General features: G+C 44.3%; 19 protein-coding genes. 13 read left to right on the top strand and 6 right to left on the bottom strand.

Annotated features, from left to right (window positions below):
- The first annotated feature begins 21 nt into the window (after positions 1 to 21).
- The 4 genes from BN1080_RS12865 to xylF are packed head-to-tail and all read left to right on the top strand — an operon-like array spanning position 22 to position 5,106.
- Positions 22 to 999, top strand: coding sequence for a sugar ABC transporter substrate-binding protein (locus tag BN1080_RS12865; RefSeq protein ID WP_052652552.1), 978 nt, complete (start codon positions 22 to 24; stop codon positions 997 to 999).
- Positions 996 to 2,444: a sensor histidine kinase gene (locus BN1080_RS12860; RefSeq protein WP_052652550.1), complete on the top strand. Its 1,449-nt coding sequence runs from the start codon at positions 996 to 998 to the stop codon at positions 2,442 to 2,444. The genes BN1080_RS12865 and BN1080_RS12860 overlap by 4 nt, the downstream gene beginning before the upstream one ends.
- Positions 2,437 to 3,996 (top strand): response regulator, encoded by a 1,560-nt coding sequence (locus BN1080_RS12855; RefSeq protein WP_052652548.1) that lies wholly within the window; start codon positions 2,437 to 2,439, stop codon positions 3,994 to 3,996. The genes BN1080_RS12860 and BN1080_RS12855 overlap by 8 nt, the downstream gene beginning before the upstream one ends.
- Positions 3,997 to 4,014: 18 nt before the next feature.
- Positions 4,015 to 5,106 carry a D-xylose ABC transporter substrate-binding protein gene (xylF, locus tag BN1080_RS12850; protein WP_052652546.1) on the top strand — a complete coding sequence of 364 codons (1,092 nt, stop codon included), beginning with the start codon at positions 4,015 to 4,017 and terminating at the stop codon, positions 5,104 to 5,106.
- A 55-nt stretch (positions 5,107 to 5,161) separates the two neighbouring features.
- Here xylF and ald read toward each other — a convergent pair whose 3' ends face one another.
- Together ald and BN1080_RS12840 are read right to left on the bottom strand one after the other, a co-directional pair.
- On the bottom strand, positions 5,162 to 6,292 hold the full coding sequence (gene ald / locus BN1080_RS12845; RefSeq protein WP_052652544.1) for an alanine dehydrogenase: 1,131 nt from the start codon (positions 6,290 to 6,292) through the stop codon (positions 5,162 to 5,164).
- A gap of 111 nt (positions 6,293 to 6,403) precedes the next feature.
- Complete coding sequence (locus BN1080_RS12840; RefSeq protein WP_052652542.1) at positions 6,404 to 7,654, bottom strand: PucR family transcriptional regulator; 1,251 nt, start codon at positions 7,652 to 7,654, stop codon at positions 6,404 to 6,406.
- Between the two features lie 181 nt (positions 7,655 to 7,835).
- On the opposite strand from BN1080_RS12840, the gene BN1080_RS12835 reads away from it, so the two are divergent.
- Positions 7,836 to 8,702, top strand: a complete 867-nt coding sequence (locus tag BN1080_RS12835) for a PPK2 family polyphosphate kinase (RefSeq protein WP_052652540.1) — start codon at positions 7,836 to 7,838, stop codon at positions 8,700 to 8,702.
- A gap of 277 nt (positions 8,703 to 8,979) precedes the next feature.
- Positions 8,980 to 9,780 carry an SDR family NAD(P)-dependent oxidoreductase gene (locus BN1080_RS12830; protein WP_052652538.1) on the top strand — a complete coding sequence of 267 codons (801 nt, stop codon included), beginning with the start codon at positions 8,980 to 8,982 and terminating at the stop codon, positions 9,778 to 9,780.
- 77 nt (positions 9,781 to 9,857) lie between these two features.
- On the opposite strand, the gene BN1080_RS12825 is transcribed toward BN1080_RS12830, so the two are convergent.
- From BN1080_RS12825 to BN1080_RS12810, 4 genes are all read right to left on the bottom strand, one after another.
- Positions 9,858 to 10,826, bottom strand: coding sequence for a sugar phosphate isomerase/epimerase family protein (locus tag BN1080_RS12825; RefSeq protein ID WP_052652536.1), 969 nt, complete (start codon positions 10,824 to 10,826; stop codon positions 9,858 to 9,860).
- A 356-nt stretch (positions 10,827 to 11,182) separates the two neighbouring features.
- On the bottom strand, positions 11,183 to 12,055 hold the full coding sequence (locus BN1080_RS12820; protein WP_052652534.1) for a GNAT family N-acetyltransferase: 873 nt from the start codon (positions 12,053 to 12,055) through the stop codon (positions 11,183 to 11,185).
- A 91-nt stretch (positions 12,056 to 12,146) separates the two neighbouring features.
- Positions 12,147 to 12,491 carry a hypothetical protein gene (locus BN1080_RS12815; protein WP_052652532.1) on the bottom strand — a complete coding sequence of 115 codons (345 nt, stop codon included), beginning with the start codon at positions 12,489 to 12,491 and terminating at the stop codon, positions 12,147 to 12,149.
- A gap of 297 nt (positions 12,492 to 12,788) precedes the next feature.
- Positions 12,789 to 13,613, bottom strand: coding sequence for an STAS domain-containing protein (locus tag BN1080_RS12810; protein ID WP_052652531.1), 825 nt, complete (start codon positions 13,611 to 13,613; stop codon positions 12,789 to 12,791).
- 419 nt (positions 13,614 to 14,032) lie between these two features.
- On the opposite strand from BN1080_RS12810, the gene BN1080_RS12805 reads away from it, so the two are divergent.
- The 7 genes from BN1080_RS12805 to BN1080_RS12775 all read left to right on the top strand — a co-directional run bounded on the left by BN1080_RS12805 (position 14,033) and on the right by BN1080_RS12775 (position 21,796).
- On the top strand, positions 14,033 to 14,212 hold the full coding sequence (locus BN1080_RS12805) for a glycine zipper domain-containing protein (RefSeq protein ID WP_052652529.1): 180 nt from the start codon (positions 14,033 to 14,035) through the stop codon (positions 14,210 to 14,212).
- A 255-nt stretch (positions 14,213 to 14,467) separates the two neighbouring features.
- A complete protein-coding gene (locus tag BN1080_RS12800; RefSeq protein ID WP_052652527.1) occupies positions 14,468 to 16,846 on the top strand; it encodes a glycoside hydrolase family 65 protein in 2,379 nt (792 codons plus the stop codon).
- Between the two features lie 64 nt (positions 16,847 to 16,910).
- Positions 16,911 to 18,164: a sugar ABC transporter substrate-binding protein gene (locus BN1080_RS12795; protein WP_234398965.1), complete on the top strand. Its 1,254-nt coding sequence runs from the start codon at positions 16,911 to 16,913 to the stop codon at positions 18,162 to 18,164.
- A gap of 109 nt (positions 18,165 to 18,273) precedes the next feature.
- On the top strand, positions 18,274 to 19,149 hold the full coding sequence (locus BN1080_RS12790) for a carbohydrate ABC transporter permease (RefSeq protein ID WP_052652525.1): 876 nt from the start codon (positions 18,274 to 18,276) through the stop codon (positions 19,147 to 19,149).
- Positions 19,149 to 19,985, top strand: coding sequence for a carbohydrate ABC transporter permease (locus BN1080_RS12785; protein ID WP_052652524.1), 837 nt, complete (start codon positions 19,149 to 19,151; stop codon positions 19,983 to 19,985). The genes BN1080_RS12790 and BN1080_RS12785 overlap by 1 nt, the downstream gene beginning before the upstream one ends.
- Positions 19,986 to 20,008: 23 nt before the next feature.
- Complete coding sequence (locus BN1080_RS12780) at positions 20,009 to 20,725, top strand: YesL family protein (RefSeq protein ID WP_052652522.1); 717 nt, start codon at positions 20,009 to 20,011, stop codon at positions 20,723 to 20,725.
- A gap of 54 nt (positions 20,726 to 20,779) precedes the next feature.
- Positions 20,780 to 21,796, top strand: a complete 1,017-nt coding sequence (locus tag BN1080_RS12775; protein ID WP_052652520.1) for a LacI family DNA-binding transcriptional regulator — start codon at positions 20,780 to 20,782, stop codon at positions 21,794 to 21,796.
- Positions 21,797 to 21,814 lie beyond the last annotated feature (18 nt).

The raw sequence follows: 21,814 nt of genomic DNA, 5'->3' as shown, positions 1-21,814 counted from the left end.
TCAAAAAAGGGGATATTTCCCGTGCGAAAATTCGGCTTGGCTCTAATCGGTCTCTTATGCATCGTCTTATGTTATTTCACCTTATTGTCAGCGGAAAAAGCTTTTCGCACAAACGGGCAATTGCCTGCGGCGGCTGGATCGGCGGAAGGCAAGCTGCGCCTTGTACTCATCACAAAAAATTTAGATACTCCATTCTGGGATCAAATTGCAAAAGGGGCTCTTGAGCAAGCGGAAAAAGAAGGGGCTGACCTCGAAGTATGGGGGAGCTACGGCAATAATGAGGAAGATTTCTTAGAGAAAATCGAAGTGGCCCTTTATTCAAAAGTGGATGGCATTATTGTCCAAGGCTTGGATTCTGAAGAATTCAATGATTTGACGAAAATCAAAGCTTCTTTTCATGGAATCCCCGTTATTACAGTGGCCAATGATGTGCCGAAGGAAAAAAGCCTGCGAAAAACGTATGTGGGATCCGATCAATTCCTGGCAGGAAAAATGATTGCCGAACAATTGATGTCGGATATGGGCACTGCCGGCAAAGTGGTGGTGATGGCCAACGTGCGCCATGAGTATTATCAAGACCAGCGGCTTGAAGGCATCCATTCTGTGCTTGACGGCTATCCGAATATTGACTTGATCCTTTCTGAAACCGTGGAATTGCGGAAAAATATCCTTGCAGAGACCCAGGAAATATTAAACGAATATCCGGGTTTAAATGGCTTCATCGCTCTGAATGCCGATTTTGCGTCGCCGATGATCCAGGAAATCAGCAAGCGCTCGCAAGTGGAGCCTTATTATATTTATTCCTTTGATGACGGGCTGGAGTCCTTTAAGCTCTTTGAACAAGGAAAATTGGACGGCATCATTAAGCAGGCACCGGAGGAAATGGGAAGCGCCAGTGTCGATTTAATCACGAATTGGCTAAACGACGAGGCTTTGCCGCTTGATATGGACGGCTACCTGACCGATATCCGCATGTTGAAAGTGAAGGAACAGCGATGAATAAAATACAGAAAAAAGTATGGATGCTGGCACTCGTCGTTTTGTTTATCATGTCTGCCATCTGGGTCACTTTAACTTATTACAATCAAAAGACGCAAAGCCAATACAATGATGTGCTCCAACGGTATTTAAGTTTGAATGAAGTGACGGTCGCAAGCCAGCAGCTGGTGACCGATTTAAATAATTATTTAATCAAGCCGACGTCGGACAATCTGGAAAAGCTGGATGCCAGCAAAGCACAGATCCGGAAAGCAAAAGATGAAATTTACGATTTACGCAATGAAGAAAATGAATTTGTACTGACAAATTATACAAATCTCCTAGACAGTTTGGTTGAAACGGCAGACCGTTCTTTTATGCTGCAATCCCAACAGGAGGCGGAAGGGTCAAACGAGGAATTTTCTGAAGCCACCCGCATTGCCACTTATATTTCCGAGATGACGTTGACGATTATCGATACGGAGCTAAAAACGTATGACCGATTCTACCGCGGCATTATTGAACAATCCGAAGAGCTGAAGCAATTGGGCATTTGGCTGCTTTTGCTGATCACGTTTGTGCTGCTGCTTTTGACTTATTGGTTTTCCATCAGCATCACGAAACCTGTACAGATGCTCACCCAATCGGCGAATGAATTATCGAAGGGCCGGTTTGACTTGGAGATCAAAGTGGATTCCAATGATGAAATTTCATTCTTGGCGCAAACTTTTGACCGGATGCGCATCAACATCAATAATTTAATTATGGAAATTCAGGAAAAAGCGCAATTGGAACGGGAATTGCAGCAAAATAAACTCCTGTTGCAGGAAAGCCAGCTGCTAGGGCTGCAAAGCCAGATCAATCCCCATTTCCTATTTAATACGTTGAATATTTTATCAAAAAAAGCCTATTTGGAAGGGGCCGAAGAAACGAGCGACTTGCTTGTAAGCGTAGCAGGGCTGCTCCGCTATAATTTGAAGCGTTTAGACCGGCCGGTAACGCTTTATGAAGAGCTGATCGTTTTGAAGCAATACATTGAAATCCAGCAAGCCCGTTTTACCGATCGGCTGAATGTGCACATGGATGTGGACGAATCTTGTTTGAATGTGAAGATTCCGGGGTTGACATTGCAGCCGATTATTGAAAACGCTGTCATTCATGCGATAGAGCCTGAAGAAGATGGTGGACATATTTGGTTCAGGGTCAGCGATAGAGGCGATGCTGTCGCCATTGAAATCGAAGATGATGGAAAAGGCATGCCTCAAGAAAAAATCGCCCATTTATTAGATACGGAAAAAGTGCCGGCTGAAGGGCACTCGACAGGAATCGGCTTTCAGAATGTCGTTCAGCGCCTGCGGATTTTTTACCGGACAGAAAATGTTCTCAAGATTGAAAGCGAAGAAGGCAAAGGCACAAAAGTGACCATGGTTTTGCCGAAAACGAGGGAGGAGAAACAGGATGGCTAAGCTCTTGATTGTCGACGATGAGCAGATTGAAAGAGAAGGACTTGAAGCGATTTTGTCCAGAGCTTATCCGGAATTGATGATTGAACAGGCGAGAAACGGCAATGAAGCGGTTCGCCTCGCAGCCGAATTTCAGCCGAATTTGATTTTGATGGACATCAAGATGCCGGGGATGAGCGGATTGGAAGCGATTGAACAGATCAGCCAAAAGCATCCATCCATGAAATTTGTGATGGTCACAGCATTTGACACTTTCGACTATGCAAGACAGGCCATTAAACTTGGCGTCAAAGATTATCTGCTGAAACCGAGCAAAGCCAGTGAGATTGTGGCAACCGTCGGAAAGGTTCTTGCCGAGACGGAAGAAGAGCGAAAAGTCATGGCCAGAAGCGAGTTTCAGCAAAATGCCATGCAGCAGGCGTTGACGCTCGTTGAAACCGATGTTGTCACGCAATTATTATTTGATCATGTTCATGAAGTACACTTGGACATGCTGGTTGAGATGCTGGATATACGGTCGACCAATGAAAAATTTGTCATGAGCGTCCTGCTGCCTGCCGGTTCGGGAAGCCAATATTCCGCAATTAAAGAAAAAGTGAGAATGACGAAAAGCGGATGGGTGGGGGCTCTATATGGCAGACAGCTGCCGATCATCGTTTTTAGGGAGCCGGAGAAATCGTACCGTTCCCAAGCGATCTCGCTCGCCCAGGAAATTCTGTCTTTGCGGCAAACAGAATCGGAGGCCGGATGGTTTATCGGAATTGGCCAAGTCTGCGGTTCGCTGGACCAAATCCGCCAATCCTACCAGGAGGCGCTGATTGCGACCATGGATTCGACATTGCCTGTAAAGTACCGGTTTTATTCGGATGTGCCGATTCTAAAAGATGGGTTCAATCCGCAATTGGCGAAACAGGGAGAGAAGAAGCTGTTTGACCACATCCGGTTGGGGCAGTGGGAAGATGTCCGCTATTATGCACTTGACCTCATTCAAGTATACGAAAACGGGGGAGCGGACCTCCTTCAAATTCAACAGCGGGTACTGGAATTGATGTGGGTCATTTCACGGGTGATGAGCGAAGTGGGAGTAGAGACAGACACGCCGCTTTATTCCTTCCAGGCGCAGGATTGCCGGCAGCTTCGGTCGGAAACCAGCCATTTGCTGGACCGGATGAAAGCCTCTTATGCGGAGCATTATGGGGAATTGGAAGCCGATGCCATGCAGCAGATCAAGGTCTATATCAGTGAGCATTCAAATGAAGACATCTCTTTGGACGCCTTAGGGCAAAAAGTCGGTTTAAGCCCCATCTACATCAGCAAAATGTTCAAAGAAAAATTAGGCATCAATTATATCGACTTTTTGACGGAATGCCGGATTGACAAGGCGAAAAAACTATTGGCGGATCCCGAGAAAAGCATCAAAGAAATCACTTTTGAAGTGGGGTACCACGAACCGAATTATTTCAGCAAGGTGTTTAAGAAAAACACGGCCTTATCGCCGAAAGACTACCGTAAATCATTGTTTGGGAAAAAAGGATTAGCAGCCACAAAAAGCTGATCGTAAGGAGAGAAATCGATGAAGCAGTCCATTTATCAAATGCTGGTCCTTTTTCTCTTGCTGATTTTATGTATGGTTGGCGCTTCTGCCTGTGTGAAAGACGCGCCGAAGGAGGAGTTTCTGGCAGAACGGGAACCGCCGATTGATGAGAAGGGGCAGGAAAAGCCGGCCGGACAACCGATTAAAATTGGGTTTTCAATGGATACATTACTGGAAGAACGCTGGTTGAAGGACCGGGATCTGTTTAAAGAATCTATAGAGGCGCTTGGCGCGGAAGTGGAAATCTTGGCAGCGAACGGCAATGATGCCCTCCAGATTTTGCAGGCTGAAAAGCTGATCAGCGAAGGGGTCGACTTGCTGGTCATTGTTCCCCATAATGCGGAAGCTACGGCCGCCGTGGTCCATAAAGCGCATCAAGCCGGCATCAAAGTCGTTGCCTATGACCGGCTTGTTAAAAATGCAGATATTGATTTGTATATTTCATTCGATAACGAAAAAGTGGGGGAGCTCCAGGCGCAAGCCATGCTGGAGGAGGCGCCGAAAGGAAATTATGTCTATCTGGGCGGAGCTGAAACGGATAATAACGCCCACATGATGAAAAAAGGCGTTTACAATGTGCTGCAGCCATTAATCGATAAGGGCGATATCAAAATTGTCTACGATCAATGGACACAGGACTGGGCACCGGAGAATGCGAAGGAAAATATGGCTGCGGCTTTATCTGCGAATGGCGGAAAGGTAGATGCCGTTATCGCGGCAAATGATGCAACGGCAGGCGGCGCCCTCGAAGCGCTGAAAGGCTATGGCCTCGCTGAAAAAATCCCTGTTGCGGGCCAGGACGCAGAGCTTGCAGGGATTCAGCGGATCGTTCAAGGGACTCAAACAATGACCGTCTACAAACCGATCAAGACGTTGGCGAAAGAAACGGCTGAACTGGCCGTAGCACTCGCAAAAGGAGAGAAAGTGGCGGTCAATCGCAAAGTCCATAACGGGAAAGCGGAAGTGCCGGCCGTATTTTTGTCCCCGGTAAGAGTGGATGGAACCAATTTGGAAGACACCGTGATTGCTGACGGCTTTCATTCAGAAACAGCTATTTACGGACCGCAATGACAAACTAAAAACCCTTGCTTTATCCAATATTCCAGGATAAAGCAAGGGTTTTTTCTTAGTTCAACGCAGCGGTTTTCTCGAGCGCTTCTTCTGCTGGTGTGTATTCGTAGCCCAAATCTTTTGCAACTGCTTCGTACGTGATGCTGCCATTTGCTGTGTTAAGGCCAAGTTTCAAAGCAGGATTTGAAAGGATGGCATTTTTAACGCCTTTATTGGCAATCTGCAAAGCGTACGTCATGGTCACGTTTGTCAACGCGATTGTCGATGTTCTTGGAACAGCACCCGGCATGTTCGCTACCGCGTAATGCACCACTCCGTGTTTCACGTAAGTCGGGTCATCATGTGTCGTAATGCGGTCGGAAGTTTCAAAAATTCCGCCTTGGTCAATGGCGATATCCACTACGACAGCGCCAGCCTTCATCGATTTGACCATTTCTTCTGTCACCAATTTAGGCGCTTTTGCACCTGGAATCAAGACAGCGCCGATGACCAAATCAGCTTCGCGTACAGATTCGGCAATATTAAACGGATTCGAAATCAACGTAGTCACATCGTTTCCGAAGATGTCATCCAATTGGCGAAGGCGTTCCGGATTCAAGTCAAGCACCGTCACTTGCGCCCCGAGGCCGACAGCCATTTTCGCTGCGTTTGTACCAGCCACGCCACCGCCGACGATAGTTACTTTTCCGCGCTGCACACCTGGAACTCCAGATAAGAGGATGCCTTGTCCGCCGTAGATTTTCTCAAGGAATTGAGCGCCGACTTGAGCAGCCATGCGTCCCGCCACTTCGCTCATCGGTGTCAATAATGGAAGAGTCCGGTTGACTGAAACGGTTTCGTAGGCAATCGCAATCACTTGCTTCTCTGCCAATTCCTTCGCCAATTCCGGCTCAGCTGCCAAGTGAAGATAAGTGAACAAGATCAATCCTTCACGGAAATAATGGAATTCAGAAGCGATCGGTTCTTTCACTTTCATGACCATTTCGGCTGCCCAGGCCTCTTCCGCTGTAGCCACAATGTTCGCGCCGGCATCGATATAATCTTGATCCGTAAACGAACTGCCCATCCCTGCTTGCGTTTCAACCAGCACCGTATGGCCGTCTCTGAGGAAAGCGTCGACTCCTGCAGGTGTAATCGCTACACGGTTTTCGTTGTTTTTAATTTCCTTTGGAATTCCAATAATCATTTCTAGTTCCCCCTTGAAATAATGGTATGCGTGTAGAATCCATTATAGGTTGTAGAAAAGACTTTTACTTTGTGCGAAATGAAAAACCAAAAAGCTCTAATTTGTGAAAATTCACAAACGTTTCTGCTTTTCCCATTGCCGAATTTTCAAATCCAGGTAAACAGCCATTTTTTCATGGATGTTCTTGAGGTTCAACTGGCTGATTTCCGTGATTCTTTTTAGGCGATAGCTCATTGTATTTGTATGGATGAACATTTTTTTTGCGGCTTCATGGACGTTGCTGTCCTGCTGAATGAAAATTTCCAGGGAAGCCAGCAAATTTGTTTTGTTGTGCTGATCGTATTCTTCGAGCGCCGCAATCGCAGGGTGTTCATAATGGCTGGATCTTTTTTCTTCGATAATGGCATCAAAATATTTGAACACGCCGAGTTGATGATAATGGGTGGCTTCTGCCAAATCGTCAGGAAAGTGGTCCTTGAGCTGAAGAACGCGAAGAGCTTCCTGGTAGCTTGTCTCCGCTTTCTCAAAATCTTTATAGACTGTTCCTGAACTGCCCTGGATGCCGTCGACCGTGAAACGGTTATGCATCTCCGAGATGAAAAAAGAGATGAAATCGTTGAAGGCTTTTTCGTCCGGCTGCGTGGGGTGGGGCGAAGCGATTAAAATCAATTCATTGCGCATCACCACCATAAAATGGTTCGTGATCTTTTGGCTTGTCGTAATCAAATACGAAATGTTTTCTTCGATTTTGCGGCTGATTTCTTCTTCGAATTGAAAGACAAGAACGGCGTATCGAGCCGGCATCTTCAAATGCAGTTGGGAGAATTTTTTTTGGATATCCTCGCTTGATTTGAATTGGCCGGTCAGCAATTGCCAGAAAAAATCCTGGTAGTTTTCTTCTTTTTCTTTTCGCTGGCGATGAAGCTTTAACAGAAGCGGCAAAGCGGCAGCTGCTGCATCTTTTAAAAGCACTAATTCGCTATCGGATAACCGCTCGTTTTTATCGAGTACCCATATGTAGCCAAGCACTTCTGTGTTTCTTCGGATCGCAATTGCGACTCGGTCACGAAGTCCAATTTCAGCAATTTCAGGAATCCGCAAAGCAGCATCTGTATTCATCAGCTTCGGGATGATCCGTTCCTTCCATAAGCGGTTAATGACTTTTTCCGGGACACGCTGGCTCATGATGGTGCCGATTCTGGCAGAATCCGTGCTGTCTTCATGAGAACTATAAGCCAGCAAACGATGATTGGCGTCTTCAATTGTCGCGGGGCAATCCAAAATCTCTTTTACGCTGTCCGCTAACTCTTGAAGCGTGCTGAATGGTTTTTTAAACGGGTTGTCCACGTGGGTTTCTTTCATACTACAGCTCCTTGCATCGGGTGCGATTCTATAAAATAAGTATAGCGAAAGTAGGTAAGCTGTGCCAGACAAGCATTGGACACAAATTAGGCAGTACGCCTCGTTTGCTGGAGATAGCTGCTGGGTACTGTAGGAGGAACGGTCGCACAAAACTTTGCACATACAAAGAGGGAGGGCCAGTATGGATACAAGTAAATATTTAGTAAAGAAAGAGGAACAAGTAAAACTGGAAAATTACTCAACCACTGAGAAAGATAGAACGTATAACAATGCAGCGATAAATGAAAAAATGGCGGAACGGATCGAGCGGCTAAAAGAATTGCACACGAAGCTTTTGGCGGAAGAAGAAAAAGGGATTGTGGTGGTGCTACAAGCAATGGATGCTGCTGGAAAAGACGAAGCCATCACCTATCTTTTTTCGAATTTGACCGCTCAAGGACTCAAAACAACATCATTTAAAAAACCGAGTGAAGCGGAATTGAAAATGGATTATTTGCGCAGATTTCAAAAAGGGCTTCCGGAAAGAGGCCAAATCGGCATTTTCAACCGTTCGTATTACGAAGAGGTCATCGCGCCGCGAGTGCACGATTTACTAAAAGAAACACCGTTGCCGGATGAATTGATTGATGAACAGATTTGGGATGTACGCTATCGCCAAATAACAGAATTTGAACGCTATTTGACAGAGAATGGCTTCCCGGTTGTCAAATTCTATTTCAATGTTTCCAAAGATGAACAAAAGAATAGATTATTAAAGCGCATGAAAGACCCGGAGAAAAACTGGGAATTTTCGTTCAATGACGTGAAAGAGCGGCAGCATTGGGATGGCTATCAGGAGATATTCGAAGATTTGATCACGAAGACATCGACCGAATTTGCCCCGTGGTACATTCTGCCAGCGGATAACGAAGAATTTTCAAGATATATCATCACGGAAGTCATGATTGAACTTCTGGAGGAAATCGACCCGCAATTCCCCGAAATTTCAGGAGAAGAAAAAGAGGAGTTGGAAAAAGCGGTTGAAATGCTGGAAAATGAATCATACTAAGCGGAAAAATAGCTTCTTCGGGCCGGGACCCTCTAGAAGCTATTTTTTATAGGAAAATTAAGTTGATCAACACCGTCAAAATGATGGATAGGATAATCGAAACGAGGAGGCTTCCCATACAAGACATGCGTATATTCATGTTCATCCCACCTTTATCAATCTTAATCTTTCTTTACCTATATAAAAGAGTTTCAAACCTGTCTGGCTGAACGGCAGCGTTTGAGCATGGCCAAAAAAGGAAAGAGAGGAGCAACAGCAAATTGAAGGAGGCAGCAATATGAATATTTTTTCTAAGGAAGCTTTAGCGCACAAACATATTCTCATCACTGGAGCAACAGGCGGCATTGGATATGAAACGGCAAAAACCGCTGCAGCGATGGGAGCAAAAATTACGGCAACGGGAAGAAATGAAGAAAAGCTGGATAAGCTGAAGGAAGAGCTGCTGCAGCTGACAGCAGAAGAAAATCTTTTTTTGATGCCTGCCGATCTGGCAGATCCGAAAAGCCGTGAAGAATTGGTGGCCGCAGCAGAAGAAAAGCTCGGGTTTATTAATGGGCTGGTAAATTCCGCGGGAGTCGGGGGCGGCAATATAGTAGAAGCGCTCGATGAGGAAACCCTGGAGCAAGTGATGAATTTGAATTTCAACTCGACCTTGTTCCTAACGCAATTGGTGTATCAGCGCATGCTTGAACGAAAAGAAGGAGATATCGTTAATCTTGCTTCCCTATCCGGCTTGCGGGGAACCCACGGCAATTCCGCTTACGCCGCCAGTAAATTTGCGGTCGTCGGATGGACGCAATCCATGGCGGTAGAAGCGATTGAGCACAATATCCGCGTCAATGCCGTATGTCCGGGGTATGTCGATACCGAAATGGCTTGGAACAGCATCCGGAAGAAAGCGGAGAAGAAAGGGATTTCTTTTGAAGAAGGAATGGAAGAAGCGAAAAAAAGCATTCCTTCCGGACAGCTTTCGACGCCGCAGGAAGTCGCGAATGTCATCGTCTTTCTGTTAACAGATGCCGCGCCGAATATAGTCGGCGAATCGCTCAAGATTTCCGGAGGCAGCGTTATGAGGTAAAAGAAGCTTCAGATCACTTTAAATAGCCTGTAGAGAAAGACTCATTCCTTCTCTACAGGCTATTTGTTTTTGGCAGTTTAGGCCCACCACATTTGCCCGACGGACTCTTTGACCAACACCGGCTTTAAATTCTCAACCGCTTTTGTGAACCCTTCATCGATAGACATCAGGCCGTCTTCGTGTTCAATGCTGACGACATAGTCGTAGCCGTATAAACGCAGTGCACTGATGATATCTGCCCACGTTTTTTGATCATGGCCAAATCCCACGGTTCTGAAATACCAGGAGCGGTCTTGCATATTGGCATAATCGGTCATATCTGTCACACCGTTCCGATTCGTATTCGGCTGGTCGATCATAGTGTCTTTCGCATGGAAGTGATGAATGGCATTTTCTTTCCCTAAAATTTTGATGGCCTCAACAGGATCGATTCCTTGCCACCATAAATGGCTTGGATCCAAGTTTGCACCGATTGCTGAGCCGCAAGCTTCCCTTAAGCGAAGCAATGTAGCAGGGGTATGGACTGAAAATCCGCCATGGAGCTCCAAGCCGATTTTTACCCGGAGCGATTCGGCCAGATCATTTTTTTCTTTCCAATAAGGAATCAGTTTTTCTTCCCACTGCCATTTTAAAACCTCTTGGAAATCATGCGGCCAAGCGGCTACAGGCCAGTTCGGATAAAGTGCGCCTTCATGGTCTCCTGGGCAGCCTGAGAATGTATTGACGACCGGAACGCCCAATTTGGAAGCGAGCTTCAATGTTTTTGTGATTGTCTCATCTGCCTCGGCAGCAATCGGTTTTTGAGGATGAAGTGGGTTGGAGTGGCAGCTTAATGCACTGATCATTAAACCATGCTCAGCGATTGCCTGTTTAAAATCTTGGAGCTTGCTTTCATCTCCGAGCAGTTCATCCGCTTTGCAATGTACATCCCCAGGGTATCCGCCTGTTCCCAATTCGATTGCCTTGATGCCTTTTGAAGCGATATAGCTGAGCATTTCCTCAAAGTTTTTATCCGCAAATAATACTGTGAAAACTCCTAATTCCATTCTTAAAACCTCCTTTTAAAAAATTAGAAAATACAGAAATGTAATCCGTTACATTCAAAATATAGTGATAATCCTATAGAAAATCAAGGAAGTTGAAGAAATAAAAGGATTATTAACAGATTCAAAAATTTCAAGGTAGAAACCCAATCGATTCCATGGATAGGGATGGAAAGGGAGGTAGGAACGCCTATAGCGAATTTTCAGCGAGCAGCAAAACAAGCAGGGGTTTCAGCAGGTGCTGTTTCAAGAGCATCGAAGAGGGAAAAGTAAAAATGCGCATGAAAGTAAATGGAGCTATTGCTGAAGCGGCAGAAACACAAAAAGTGGTAACCATTGAAAAAGAGTCTCTCCAGTTTTTATAGGAGAGACTCTTTTTTTGCAGGTGTTCCGTAAAGTATCCATGGAGAAGGAAGCGTAAAAGGATGGTTTTCTGGGAGGGAAGCTGCCGCTTGTTTTGTCAGATCCATCCAGACAAAGCATGCTTCTTCAGCGTTATCCGCCATTTTCCGGTAATCCGCTGAAATGGTTTCCCATAAACCGGGCTGTTCCAAGAGATCGTCCCATGGGTAAATAGCCTGCAGGAAATTGTACTTCTTAAAATCTTTTTTCGTTATGAGGAGGCGTGTAGCATCTTCATTTTCATAAAATCCCCATTCGATCAAATTTTCATCTGTGAACAGATCCGGCATGGCTGGGAAAGGATAGTAGCATTCATATGGAAACACCGCGCCGGTTTTGAGATAAAGGCGCTCCATCCAGGCTTTTTTTTGGGATAAATCTTTTATTTTCAACCAGGGCGGACTGCCATTTTCTAGAGTGGAAAGGTCTTGGGCAGTGGCGCCATAGTCTGTTGAGTAAACATTCAAACCGAGTTTTTCAAGAACACGGCGTGCCGGAAGATTATTCTCCTGGGTGTTTGCTCCGACCCAGCGGACGGCAGGGTCGTTTTTTGCTTCGTTGAGTACATAATGGGTTAACTGGGTCGCCAAGTTTTTTCCGCGGGAACGGACATCGCTGCGGATCCGTCCTATCATGGCATGGCTATTTCCGAAAAGGGTGTAGCCGCAAACGCTGGCAAGGCGGCCTTCAAGAAATAAGCCATAAAGGCGGTTTTGCCCAGTCACGAGCCGCTCAAAAATCCGAACGACATAGTCATCTTCAATTCCGGTTTCCATCGCTTTTAAGTAAGGATAATCTTCGCGGTTTAACTGCCGAATTACTTGTTCCATTCCATCTCCACTCCTTGTTTTATTCATGCTTTTATTATAAACAAGTGAGCGTGGACTTTCCCGTACAATCCATTGCATGGAATGAGAGCGCTTATAATTTCTGTATAAAATAAGGAGTAATATAATATAGTTCTTTAGGTCTGCTGAGGGAAATTTTGTACAATTCCTTGAAAACAGCTTCAGAAATGGCAAACCGAGATATTTGATTCGGCAGTTCTTTCACTTTTTCCGGAGCTTCGTCATACTTCATTTCATCGATATCGACCCAGAATGTATCTGTTTTGCTATAAGTATGCAAGATTTCAGTGTAGGTCGTTTCACGGGATAAGCGGCAAAAAAGAGTAATAGTAGGAGGGTCATCTTCATGATTAAAATCTTTGGATTTTAAAAAGTAATAGTTGACAGCTTCTTGGACATTTACTTGTTTTTGAGGCATATTCTTGAACTCCTTTGTAGTTGAATTCGATGAAGATCCCGTGGACGGACATAACTTTTAAGAGACATTAAGTAAGTAAAATATACTATTTATTAATTTTTTTATAGTTTATATGGTCTAACAGTTGATGGTCAAGTGCAAATACTCATAAAATTCAAAAAAATAAAAATAATAGAAAGTCCTATAAAATTTTGTCTTTATAAATTTACTAAAAAACATGCGTTCCCTTTGCCTAGGGGGCGCATGTTGAAGAAGTACACAATTCATTTAACTGCGGCAACAAAAAACTGACTGGATTTATGAAACCAAATATTCCTTCAATGCTTGCTGAAGCGTTCCGAGTGTTTTTGTTTTTTGATCGAACTTCAAATCGAGATTAATCATTTTCCGGACTACTTCAGCCCGAAGGCCTGTTATCACAGATTTGCAGCCCATCATAGCGGTCCCGTCAATAATTTTCATCAAATGATGGATCACCTCAATTTCCATATCGGCAATTCCCGACATATCAATGATTAATGTCTGGATGCGGGAACGTCCGATTTCGGTAAGCACTTTCTCTTCTAAAATATTGGTGCGGAAAAAATCAATCGTGCCGATAAGCGGCAAGATGCAAACGGAAGAGTTGATCGGGATGATCGGTACTGAGAGATTTTCAACTAATTGCCGATGGGCAAGAAGCAGCGAATCTTTGTATGTAGAATAATTGATGAAAAATGTATTCAAAAATGAATCTAATCCCGTATTGACGGCCTGTTCCAACTGGAAGAAATCCGGAGCAAGTTCTTTCTTCATTTCTTCGCTGAATTTCTCGATAAACGTCCAAAGGGTTCTGCGGATCGCCTGAATCCATTCTAGTTTAAAGGAAAGGTCGATAGAGTGAGTTGCCCAGGCGATGCCTTCTTGCTTTGCAAAAATGCGCAGTTCCTCTTCCTGTCCATCGATGATATAGCCAACTAATTTGTGTGCATTCGTGATTAAATCGATATTTCCTACAGTTAGTATTTCATCTATTTTATCTTTCACATTAACTGCTTCGGAAAGAAGCTTATTTTGGAATTTGGTTCGATAATTCTGGAAAAATTCTTTTAGTTCAACTGAATTTTGCAACGCATCTGCCATTTAAATTTCTCCTTTGATTTTGATATATAACATGTAGCTATACCTCGAGTTATAAGACTTTAAACCTAAAAAGTTAAAAAATAATATACAGTAAATACGAAAATCGAAAAAACCTGGTACTTTGTATAACCTAACTATTCTTGAATAATTATATTAGCATGTTATGAAAAAGAATGGATAGGTATTTTGACTAAATATACAGGCGGAGCTTATCAGATGTACCACACTCAAATCTTCATTGCAAATTAGTAGAGCAACGGAAAGAAGTTGTCCAGAATAATGGAGGCAACTTTTTTTGCGCTAATATTCCACCAATTCATTTGGATTTAATCAGGAGATGGCTTATTATAAGGGAGAGTAGCAAGATCATCGAATCTGGCCAATGAAAATTCTTGATTGTGAGAAGAGGAGTGGTCAAAATGGCTGATAGAAATGACAAGGAAGGGAAAAAGCCGTTCATCGGGGTGGGCATCGCGATAGGAGTGGCAATCGGGGCAGCTCTTGGACAACTGTTCGGGAATTTGGCTGTTGGAATTGGCATGGGCATTGCGATCGGCGTTGCTATTGGGGCAGCCGTCGAGCAGAAACGCATTCAATAGCTGAGCAGTTTTGGGAAAGAGAAAGTGAGGCTAGCGGGCTAGTGAATGGGTAAATTTGCGTCCTTTCCCTTTAAAATTGATTGACTATTTAGTTTTTAAGATTTATAATGCGGGTAGAAAGCAATAAACCGGTCAAGTAACAACGCGTTTTATCGAACAGTCCTGTAGGGTCTCGGAATAAAACGTATATATTTTTTTATTTAGCAAAAACGTTTTCGTAAAATGATACCGCTTACATCAAAAGGGGGTTTCATGATGCTGGATTATGCAAAAGGAGAAGGTGAACTGGAAAATTGGCTGATTTCTGAAACTGCGTTTTCTGCAGCCGGATTAGGGAAGTGCGAAGCGATCCTTTGTTTAGGCAACGGCTATATGGGCCTTCGTTCTTCAACAGAAGAATCGTATTTCCAGGAAAAAAGAAATTTTTTTATAAATGGAACTTTTAACCGTTCTCAAAAAAATGAAGTGACCGAATTGCCAAATCTTGCGGATTCTATCCAGATGGACATCCGGGTGGACGGCGAACGATTTAGCTTGGAGGTTGGGGAGACGAACGATTACCTCAGGCAATTGAATTTAAAGACGGCGGAGTTGAGCCGCTCCTTCATCTGGACTTCGCCAAAAGGCAAAATTTTATCCTTTAAATTTAGGCGCTTTGTGTCTTTGGAGCATCTCCACCTCCTTGGATTCAAAGTGGAAGTGAAAAGTTTATCCGGAAAGGTCCAATTCGCTTTCGATTCGGGCATCAACGCTCAAATGACGAATTCAGGATCCCAGCACTTTCTGGAAGGAGAACGCCGTATCTTCGATCACCGTTTTCTTCAGCTGACCCAAACAACTAATGAATCGGGGATTGATATAGTCCATCAAATGGTTCACCAGGTAAGCCGGAACGGAAAAGAAATCGATTTTGAGCCGGAAATGGACATGGAACGCAGAAAAGTCTGGCTAAATTATAGTGTCGATTTGCAGGAGCAGGACGTCTTAACAATTGAAAAACTGGTGACCGTACATACAAGCCGCGATAAAGAAAATGCAGTCGGCGGCTATGAACTAACAAAAATGCAGCAAGCTGCACTGGAAGAATTGAAACGGTTTGCTTTAACTGGATATGAAAAACTGTTTGAGATGCATCGGCAGGCTTGGCAAGAAAAAGTCTGGGATTTATATAGCTTTAACGTGGAAAGTGAAAAAGGCATTGATGAATTAGCTATCCGCTTTGCGATCTATCACCTGACTATTATGGCCCCGGCACATGATGAACGGATGGGGATTGGAGCCAAAGCGCTGAGTGGAGAAGGATACAAGGGGCATGCTTTTTGGGACACTGAAATTTTCATCTTGCCGTTTTTCATTTTTTCCAACCCGAAAGTCGCCAAATCGCTTTTAATCTACCGATTCCTTGGACTGGAAGGCGCCCACAAAAAAGCAGCTGCCCAAGGCTATAAAGGAGCGATGTACCCTTGGGAAATGGCGTGGCCGAAAGACGGGGAAACGACTCCGGAATGGGGAGATATCGATATCGTTACCGGCAAGCAATCGAAAATCTGGTCCGGTTTGATTGAACATCATATATCTGCCGATATCGCTTTTGCAGTTTACCAATACGAACAAGCGACCGGAGACCAGGAATTTATGGATGCATACGGCTATGAAATGATTTTCGACACCGCTGCCTTCTGGACTAGCCGCCTGGAATGGAACAGCCAAAAAGAGCGCTACGAAATAAATGATGTAATTGGGCCGGATGAATACAAGGAACATGTCGATAATAATGCGTTCACCAACTACATGGCGCATGCCAATCTGAAAATGGCGATTTACTACTGTAGAGAGTTAAAGGAAATCAATCCGGAAGTATTCAAAAAGCTTTCGAAAAAAATGGATTTGGAAAGCCTGATTCCTGAATGGCGCGAAAAAGCGGCAAACGTCTATTTGCCGGAGCCGCGTGAAGAAGATTTCATTATTCCGCAGGATGATGCGTATCTCGGACTCAAACAAATCGATTTATCAAAGTACAAAAATCAGGCGAAAGTAAGGGCTATTTACCGCGATTACAATTCAGAGCAAATCAATAAGCTGCAAGTAACCAAACAAGCAGATGTACTCGTTTTGCTGTATTTGCTGGAGCAGCTGTCGATCGATGGCGTCCGGAAATTCCCTAAAGAGGTTAAGCAAGCGAATTTTGATTTTTATGAGCCAAGGACGCTGCATGATTCCTCTCTCAGCACGGCAACCCATGCCATTTTAGCCAGCGATTTAGGCTATCAGGAACTTGCATATTCCTTGTTCCAAAAAAGCATTGAAATCGATCTTGGCGAACAAATGGATACCTCCGACGATGGCGTCCATGCTGCTGCAATCGGCGGCCTCTGGAAAACAGCCGTGTTTGGCTTTGCAGGAATTCGCATGAAGCAAGGCAGGCTGACCATCCATCCAAGGCTTCCGGCCAATTGGCGCTCTATGGAATTCAACATACAGTGGCAAGGTCATAAGCTGCATCTGGCCATCCGCAAAGATCATTTTATCGTCACCGTAGAAGGGATGGGGAAAGTCGCTTTTGAATCATTCGGACAAATGTTCGAATGCGAAAATAGCATCCAAGTTCCACTGGGAGCTAACTTACATCGGTAGTTATAAAATGATCCATCATTTTATTTACTATAGCAATCCATACTTTTAGAAGGGGGAGTTTGCATTGACAAACCAGAAGAAAGTTTTGCGTACACTTTTTTTAGGTCTAGTAATGCTGCTGTTGGCAGCATGTAGCGGAGGAGGGGACGATGAAGGCGGAAGCTCGGGAGATTCAGGCGGCGATTCGTCAGGGAAAAAAATCACGATTTTCCAAAGTAAAGTTGAAATTTCGGATCAGCTGGAAGCCTTGGCCCAGGAATACACGGATGAAACCGGCGTAGAGGTAGAGGTATTAGGAACAACTGGAGACGATTATTTCCAACAGCTTCAAATCCGGATGAACAGCAATCAAGGACCTTCTATTTTCAGTATCCAAAACATTACGGAAGCTGAACGGTTGGAATCTTATCTTTACGATTTAAGTTCAGAAGACTTTGTAGCGGATATTGCACCGGATATGGAGTTGAAAGTCAATGACAAAGTCGTGGGCATTCCATATGGAGTCGAAGGATTTGGGTTAATTTACAACAAAGATTTAGTGAAACCGGAAGATGTAAAAGATTATGAGTCATTTGCCAGCACACTTGAGAAATTCAAAGGAGAAGATATTACAGGTCTCGGTTTGGCGCAAGACGCTTACTTCCTAATTGGCCACATGAGCAACTATCCATTCTCTTTGCAGGAAGATCCATATGCATTCATTGAGCAATTGAATGCTGGGGAAGTAACAATGGCCGAAACACCGGAATTCCAGGAGTTCGGCAAATTTATGGAAACAATTAAAGAAAATACGCCAACGCCTCTAAGCGTTACGTATGACCAGCAAATCGGAGACTTCGCTTCAGGCAAATCAGCGATGATCCACCAAGGAAACTGGGCATGGGGAATGCTGTCCGAATTTGATATGGACTTTGAAGTCGGCATGCTGCCGTTCCCGCTTGATGGCAACGACAAATTGGCAGTCGGAGTCGGCAGCAACTGGGCTGTCAACGGTGAAAAAGATGAAGCTGAAATTCAGGCTGCCAACGATTTCTTGAACTGGATGTTTACGAGCGAGACGGGCCAGCGCTACATTGTTGAAGAATTTGGCTTTGTCCCAGCGATGACGAACATTGAAGCAGGAGATCTTGATCCACTATCGCAAGCAGTCTTGGAAGCAAGCAACAGCGGGGAAACAATTCCTTGGTCGCAAGGTGCTTACCCTGCAAACATCGTACCGAATGACTTGACGCCGGTTGCTCAACAGTTCTTTACGGATGATATGTCCGGCGAAGAATTCATTGAAGCTCTGGATGCCGCATGGCAAGGCGCACAGTAAATAAGTGTTGAATAGCTGGACACGCCTCTTCGGCGTGTCCACTATTCCTTATAAAATCGTATCCGATTTTTCCTCTTTACATTTCAGTGAGTAGAAAGAAGGGAAAGACGTGGCAAATAAAAACAAAAGAAAATGGTTCGTCTTGTTCGTCGTGCCGTTGCTATTTATTTTTACGACCGTAGTCATCATACCTTTTCTGATCGGCATCTATTATGCCTTCTTTGAGTGGGATGGAATTTCAGCCAATCCGATGGAGTTTGTCGGACTGGACAACTTTGGCAAATTGTTTGACGATGACCAATTCTTGCGGTCAGCTTGGCTGACTACTCTTTTTACCGTTTTATCGGTCATCACCATCAATGTGGTTGGCCTTGCGTTTGCGCTGCTTGTCACATCGAAGATTCGAACTGCGAATGCGGCGAGAACCTTATTATTTATGCCTTACTTGATCGGCGGATTGATCCTCGGGTACATCTGGCAATTTGTATTCCTGGACGTTTTTGAGTTTTTAGGGGAATTGACCGGATTGACGGATGTTTTCTTCAACTGGTTGATCGATCCCGAGTTCGCGCTCTATGCGCTTGTGTTTGTATTTACGTGGCAAATGGCCGGCTATGTCATGATCGTTTATATTGCGGGAATCCAGGCCATTCCGAATGACGTTGTGGAAGCGGCCAAAATCGACGGGGCCACGCCTTGGCAGCGGTTTATGAGAATCACATTGCCGCTCTTGATGCCTGCACTTACTATCAGCCTGTTCTTGACACTGTCATCCGCTTTTAAAATCTACGATGTCAACCTTTCACTGACTGGCGGCGGGCCGGCAAATGCGACTGAATTGTTCGCAATGAATATTTACAATGAAATTTTCGGCAGCGGCAATTATGGCTTCGGGCAAGCAAAAGCCATTGTTTTCTTTGTGATTGTAGCAGCGATTACGTTAACCCAAGTTTATTTGACGAAGAAACGTGAGGTGGAGATGTAATGAAAAAAGCTTCCGGGTGGATTAAATCGATTTTGTTGATCTTATTGGCGCTCTTTTTCCTTTCTCCGATTTACATCATCTTCGTCAACTCGTTTAAAGACCGGCAGGAGCTGTACGAAAATGCCTTGTCTTTGCCTGAGAGTTTCAGTTTTCAATACTATATAGAAGCAATGGAAAAGATGAATTTTGTAAGCGCGCTGTTGAATTCGCTTTACGTCACCATTGTTTCGGTCATCTTTATCGTTGTTTTGTCTTCAATGACGGCTTGGATGCTTGTGCGGACGAATAATAAATTAAGCACGTTTATCTTCATGACTTTTATTGCAACGATGCTCATTCCATTCCAGACATTAATGATGCCGCTGATGCAATTTATCAGCACCATCACACAGGATTTAGGCATTCCGATGTACAACACCCATGAAGGGCTGATCTATATGAACATCGGTTTCCACTCAGCCTTATCGGTATTTCTTTATCATGGCTTCATCAAATCCATCCCCATTACACTGGAGGAAGCTGCGACAATTGACGGGGCTTCGAAATTCGGTGTGTTTTGGCGCATCATTTTCCCGATGTTAAAACCGATTACGGCGACGGTCATGATTTTAAATGTCATCAGCATCTGGAATGACTTCCTCTTGCCGTCCCTGACTTTGATCGACAAAGGTCTGCGGACGATTCCTTTATCGACGTTCTATTTCTTCGGCGAATTCACGATTCAATGGAATTTAGCCATGGCAGGGCTGACCTTGACGATCATTCCGGTCATCATTTTCTATGCCTTGGCACAAAAACACATCATCAAAGGGATTGGCGAAGGGGCCGTAAAATAATACGCTGAAAAGGAGGGCAAAGCATGCGTGATTTCACAGGGTTCACTGGAATTTTATATGCAGCAGCTGAATGGATCATGCGGTTTTCAGTGGTGAATATTTTATGGTTTCTGCTCAATCTGCCTGTGCTGCTGATCGTATCGAGCTTGTATTTGAACGGCTTTGAGGCAGGCTTTGTCTGGTATTTGATGCCGGTGCTCATTTTCATTCCACTGCTTTCAGTACCAAGTACCATCGCTGTTTTCTCGATGGTGCGCGGCTGGATTATGCAGGCGCACCAGCAATCGCTGATTAAATCCTACTTCTCTTATTTTAAAAAAGGCTATCGAAAAAATCTTTTAGCCGGGGTGATTCTGCAAAGTTTCTGGGCAGTGTGGCTGATTGATTATTATTTCTTTCAAGCACAAAATGCGCTTTTGGAAATCGTGTTTATTGTGATTGGAATCGGGTTGTTTGTATACACAATCAATTTCTTTTCATTGACTTCACATTATCGGATGAGCATCCGGGGCAGGCTGAAAAACGCTTTTTTCCTAACAGTCGGGAATCCTTTGATGAGCGGCTTTATTTTAATTTGCAACCTGTCGCTCTTTTATGTGGGCATGACAGAATTGCTGTTCTTGTTTCCATTTTTTATCTGCAGCTTAAGCGCTTATCTCTCATTTCTCGCTTTTTACCGGTTTAGCCTTAAAGTCCAAACAAAAGCGCAGCTCGATAAAACGGGGAATCTTCTGCAATAGGGGGAACCCTATCGGGAAGACGATAATTTAAAACGGTGGGATGTGAGAATATCATTGGCGACCATCAAAGATGTGGCAAAAAAAGCGGGCGTCTCGATCAGCGTAGTCTCCAAAACTTTTAATAATTACTCGGACGTCAGCGAAGAAACTCGGCAGCGCATATTGGAAATAGCGAAAGATCTGGATTATTCGCCTAATATTGTAGCGAAGAATTTATCATCGAAAAAACAGCTCACTTTCGGCCTTATTTCTTCAGGTGTATTGAATAATAATGAAAAAGACAATAATGCCTTTGATATTTTCAAAGGTGTATATAAAGCTGTTTCTGAAAGCCCTTATGAATTATCGATTTACTTGATTGACTCGCTTAGCCAGAAACAGCAAAGCTATCTTCAGTATTGCCGGGAACGGAATATTGGAGGAGCCATTTTGCAAGGGATACGGACAGACGATCCCTATTATAAAGAGCTGATCGATACCAATGTCCCCTGTGTTGTTTTAGATATCATGACCGAAACCGAAAATGGGTTGATTGGAAGTGTATCGATTGATAACGCTCGAGCCGGCAGGGATATAGCAGGCTTTTTGTTAAAAAATGGCCATCGGGATATCGTCGTCGTCGCGGGAACTCGCGAAACCTACGTCAACAGCGAAAGGCTGAAAGGGGTACAGCAGGCTTATCGGGAAGCTGGTTTAGAGCTGGAAGAAAACCACATCGTCTATGCGGATTTTTCTGAACAGCTAGCTTTTGCTGCGGCAAAAAAACGTTTGAAATTCCATAAGCCTACTGCTTTTCTCTGCTTCAGCGATTTGATGGCATTTGGCGTGATGAAAGCCATTGCCGAAGCCGGATTTTCAGTGCCGGAAGATATTTCAGTGACAGGTTTTGATGATTTAGTGTTCAGCAGCTATACACAGCCGGCACTGACTACCATTCAGCAAGACTTTGTTGAAATTGGCAGGAAGTCAGCGAAATTGCTGCAGGAATTGAAGGAAGGCAAGCAGGGACAGCAGCATCTCTATGTGGAGCATCAATTAATTGAACGGCAAAGCGTAAGAAAGCTGAAATGATTTACAAGTTTCTAGCGA

The organism is Planococcus massiliensis (assembly GCF_000821325.1).
Classification (GTDB): Bacteria; Bacillota; Bacilli; order Bacillales_A; family Planococcaceae; genus Planococcus; species Planococcus ruber.
This window is presented reverse-complemented; position numbering and strand designations above follow the sequence as displayed.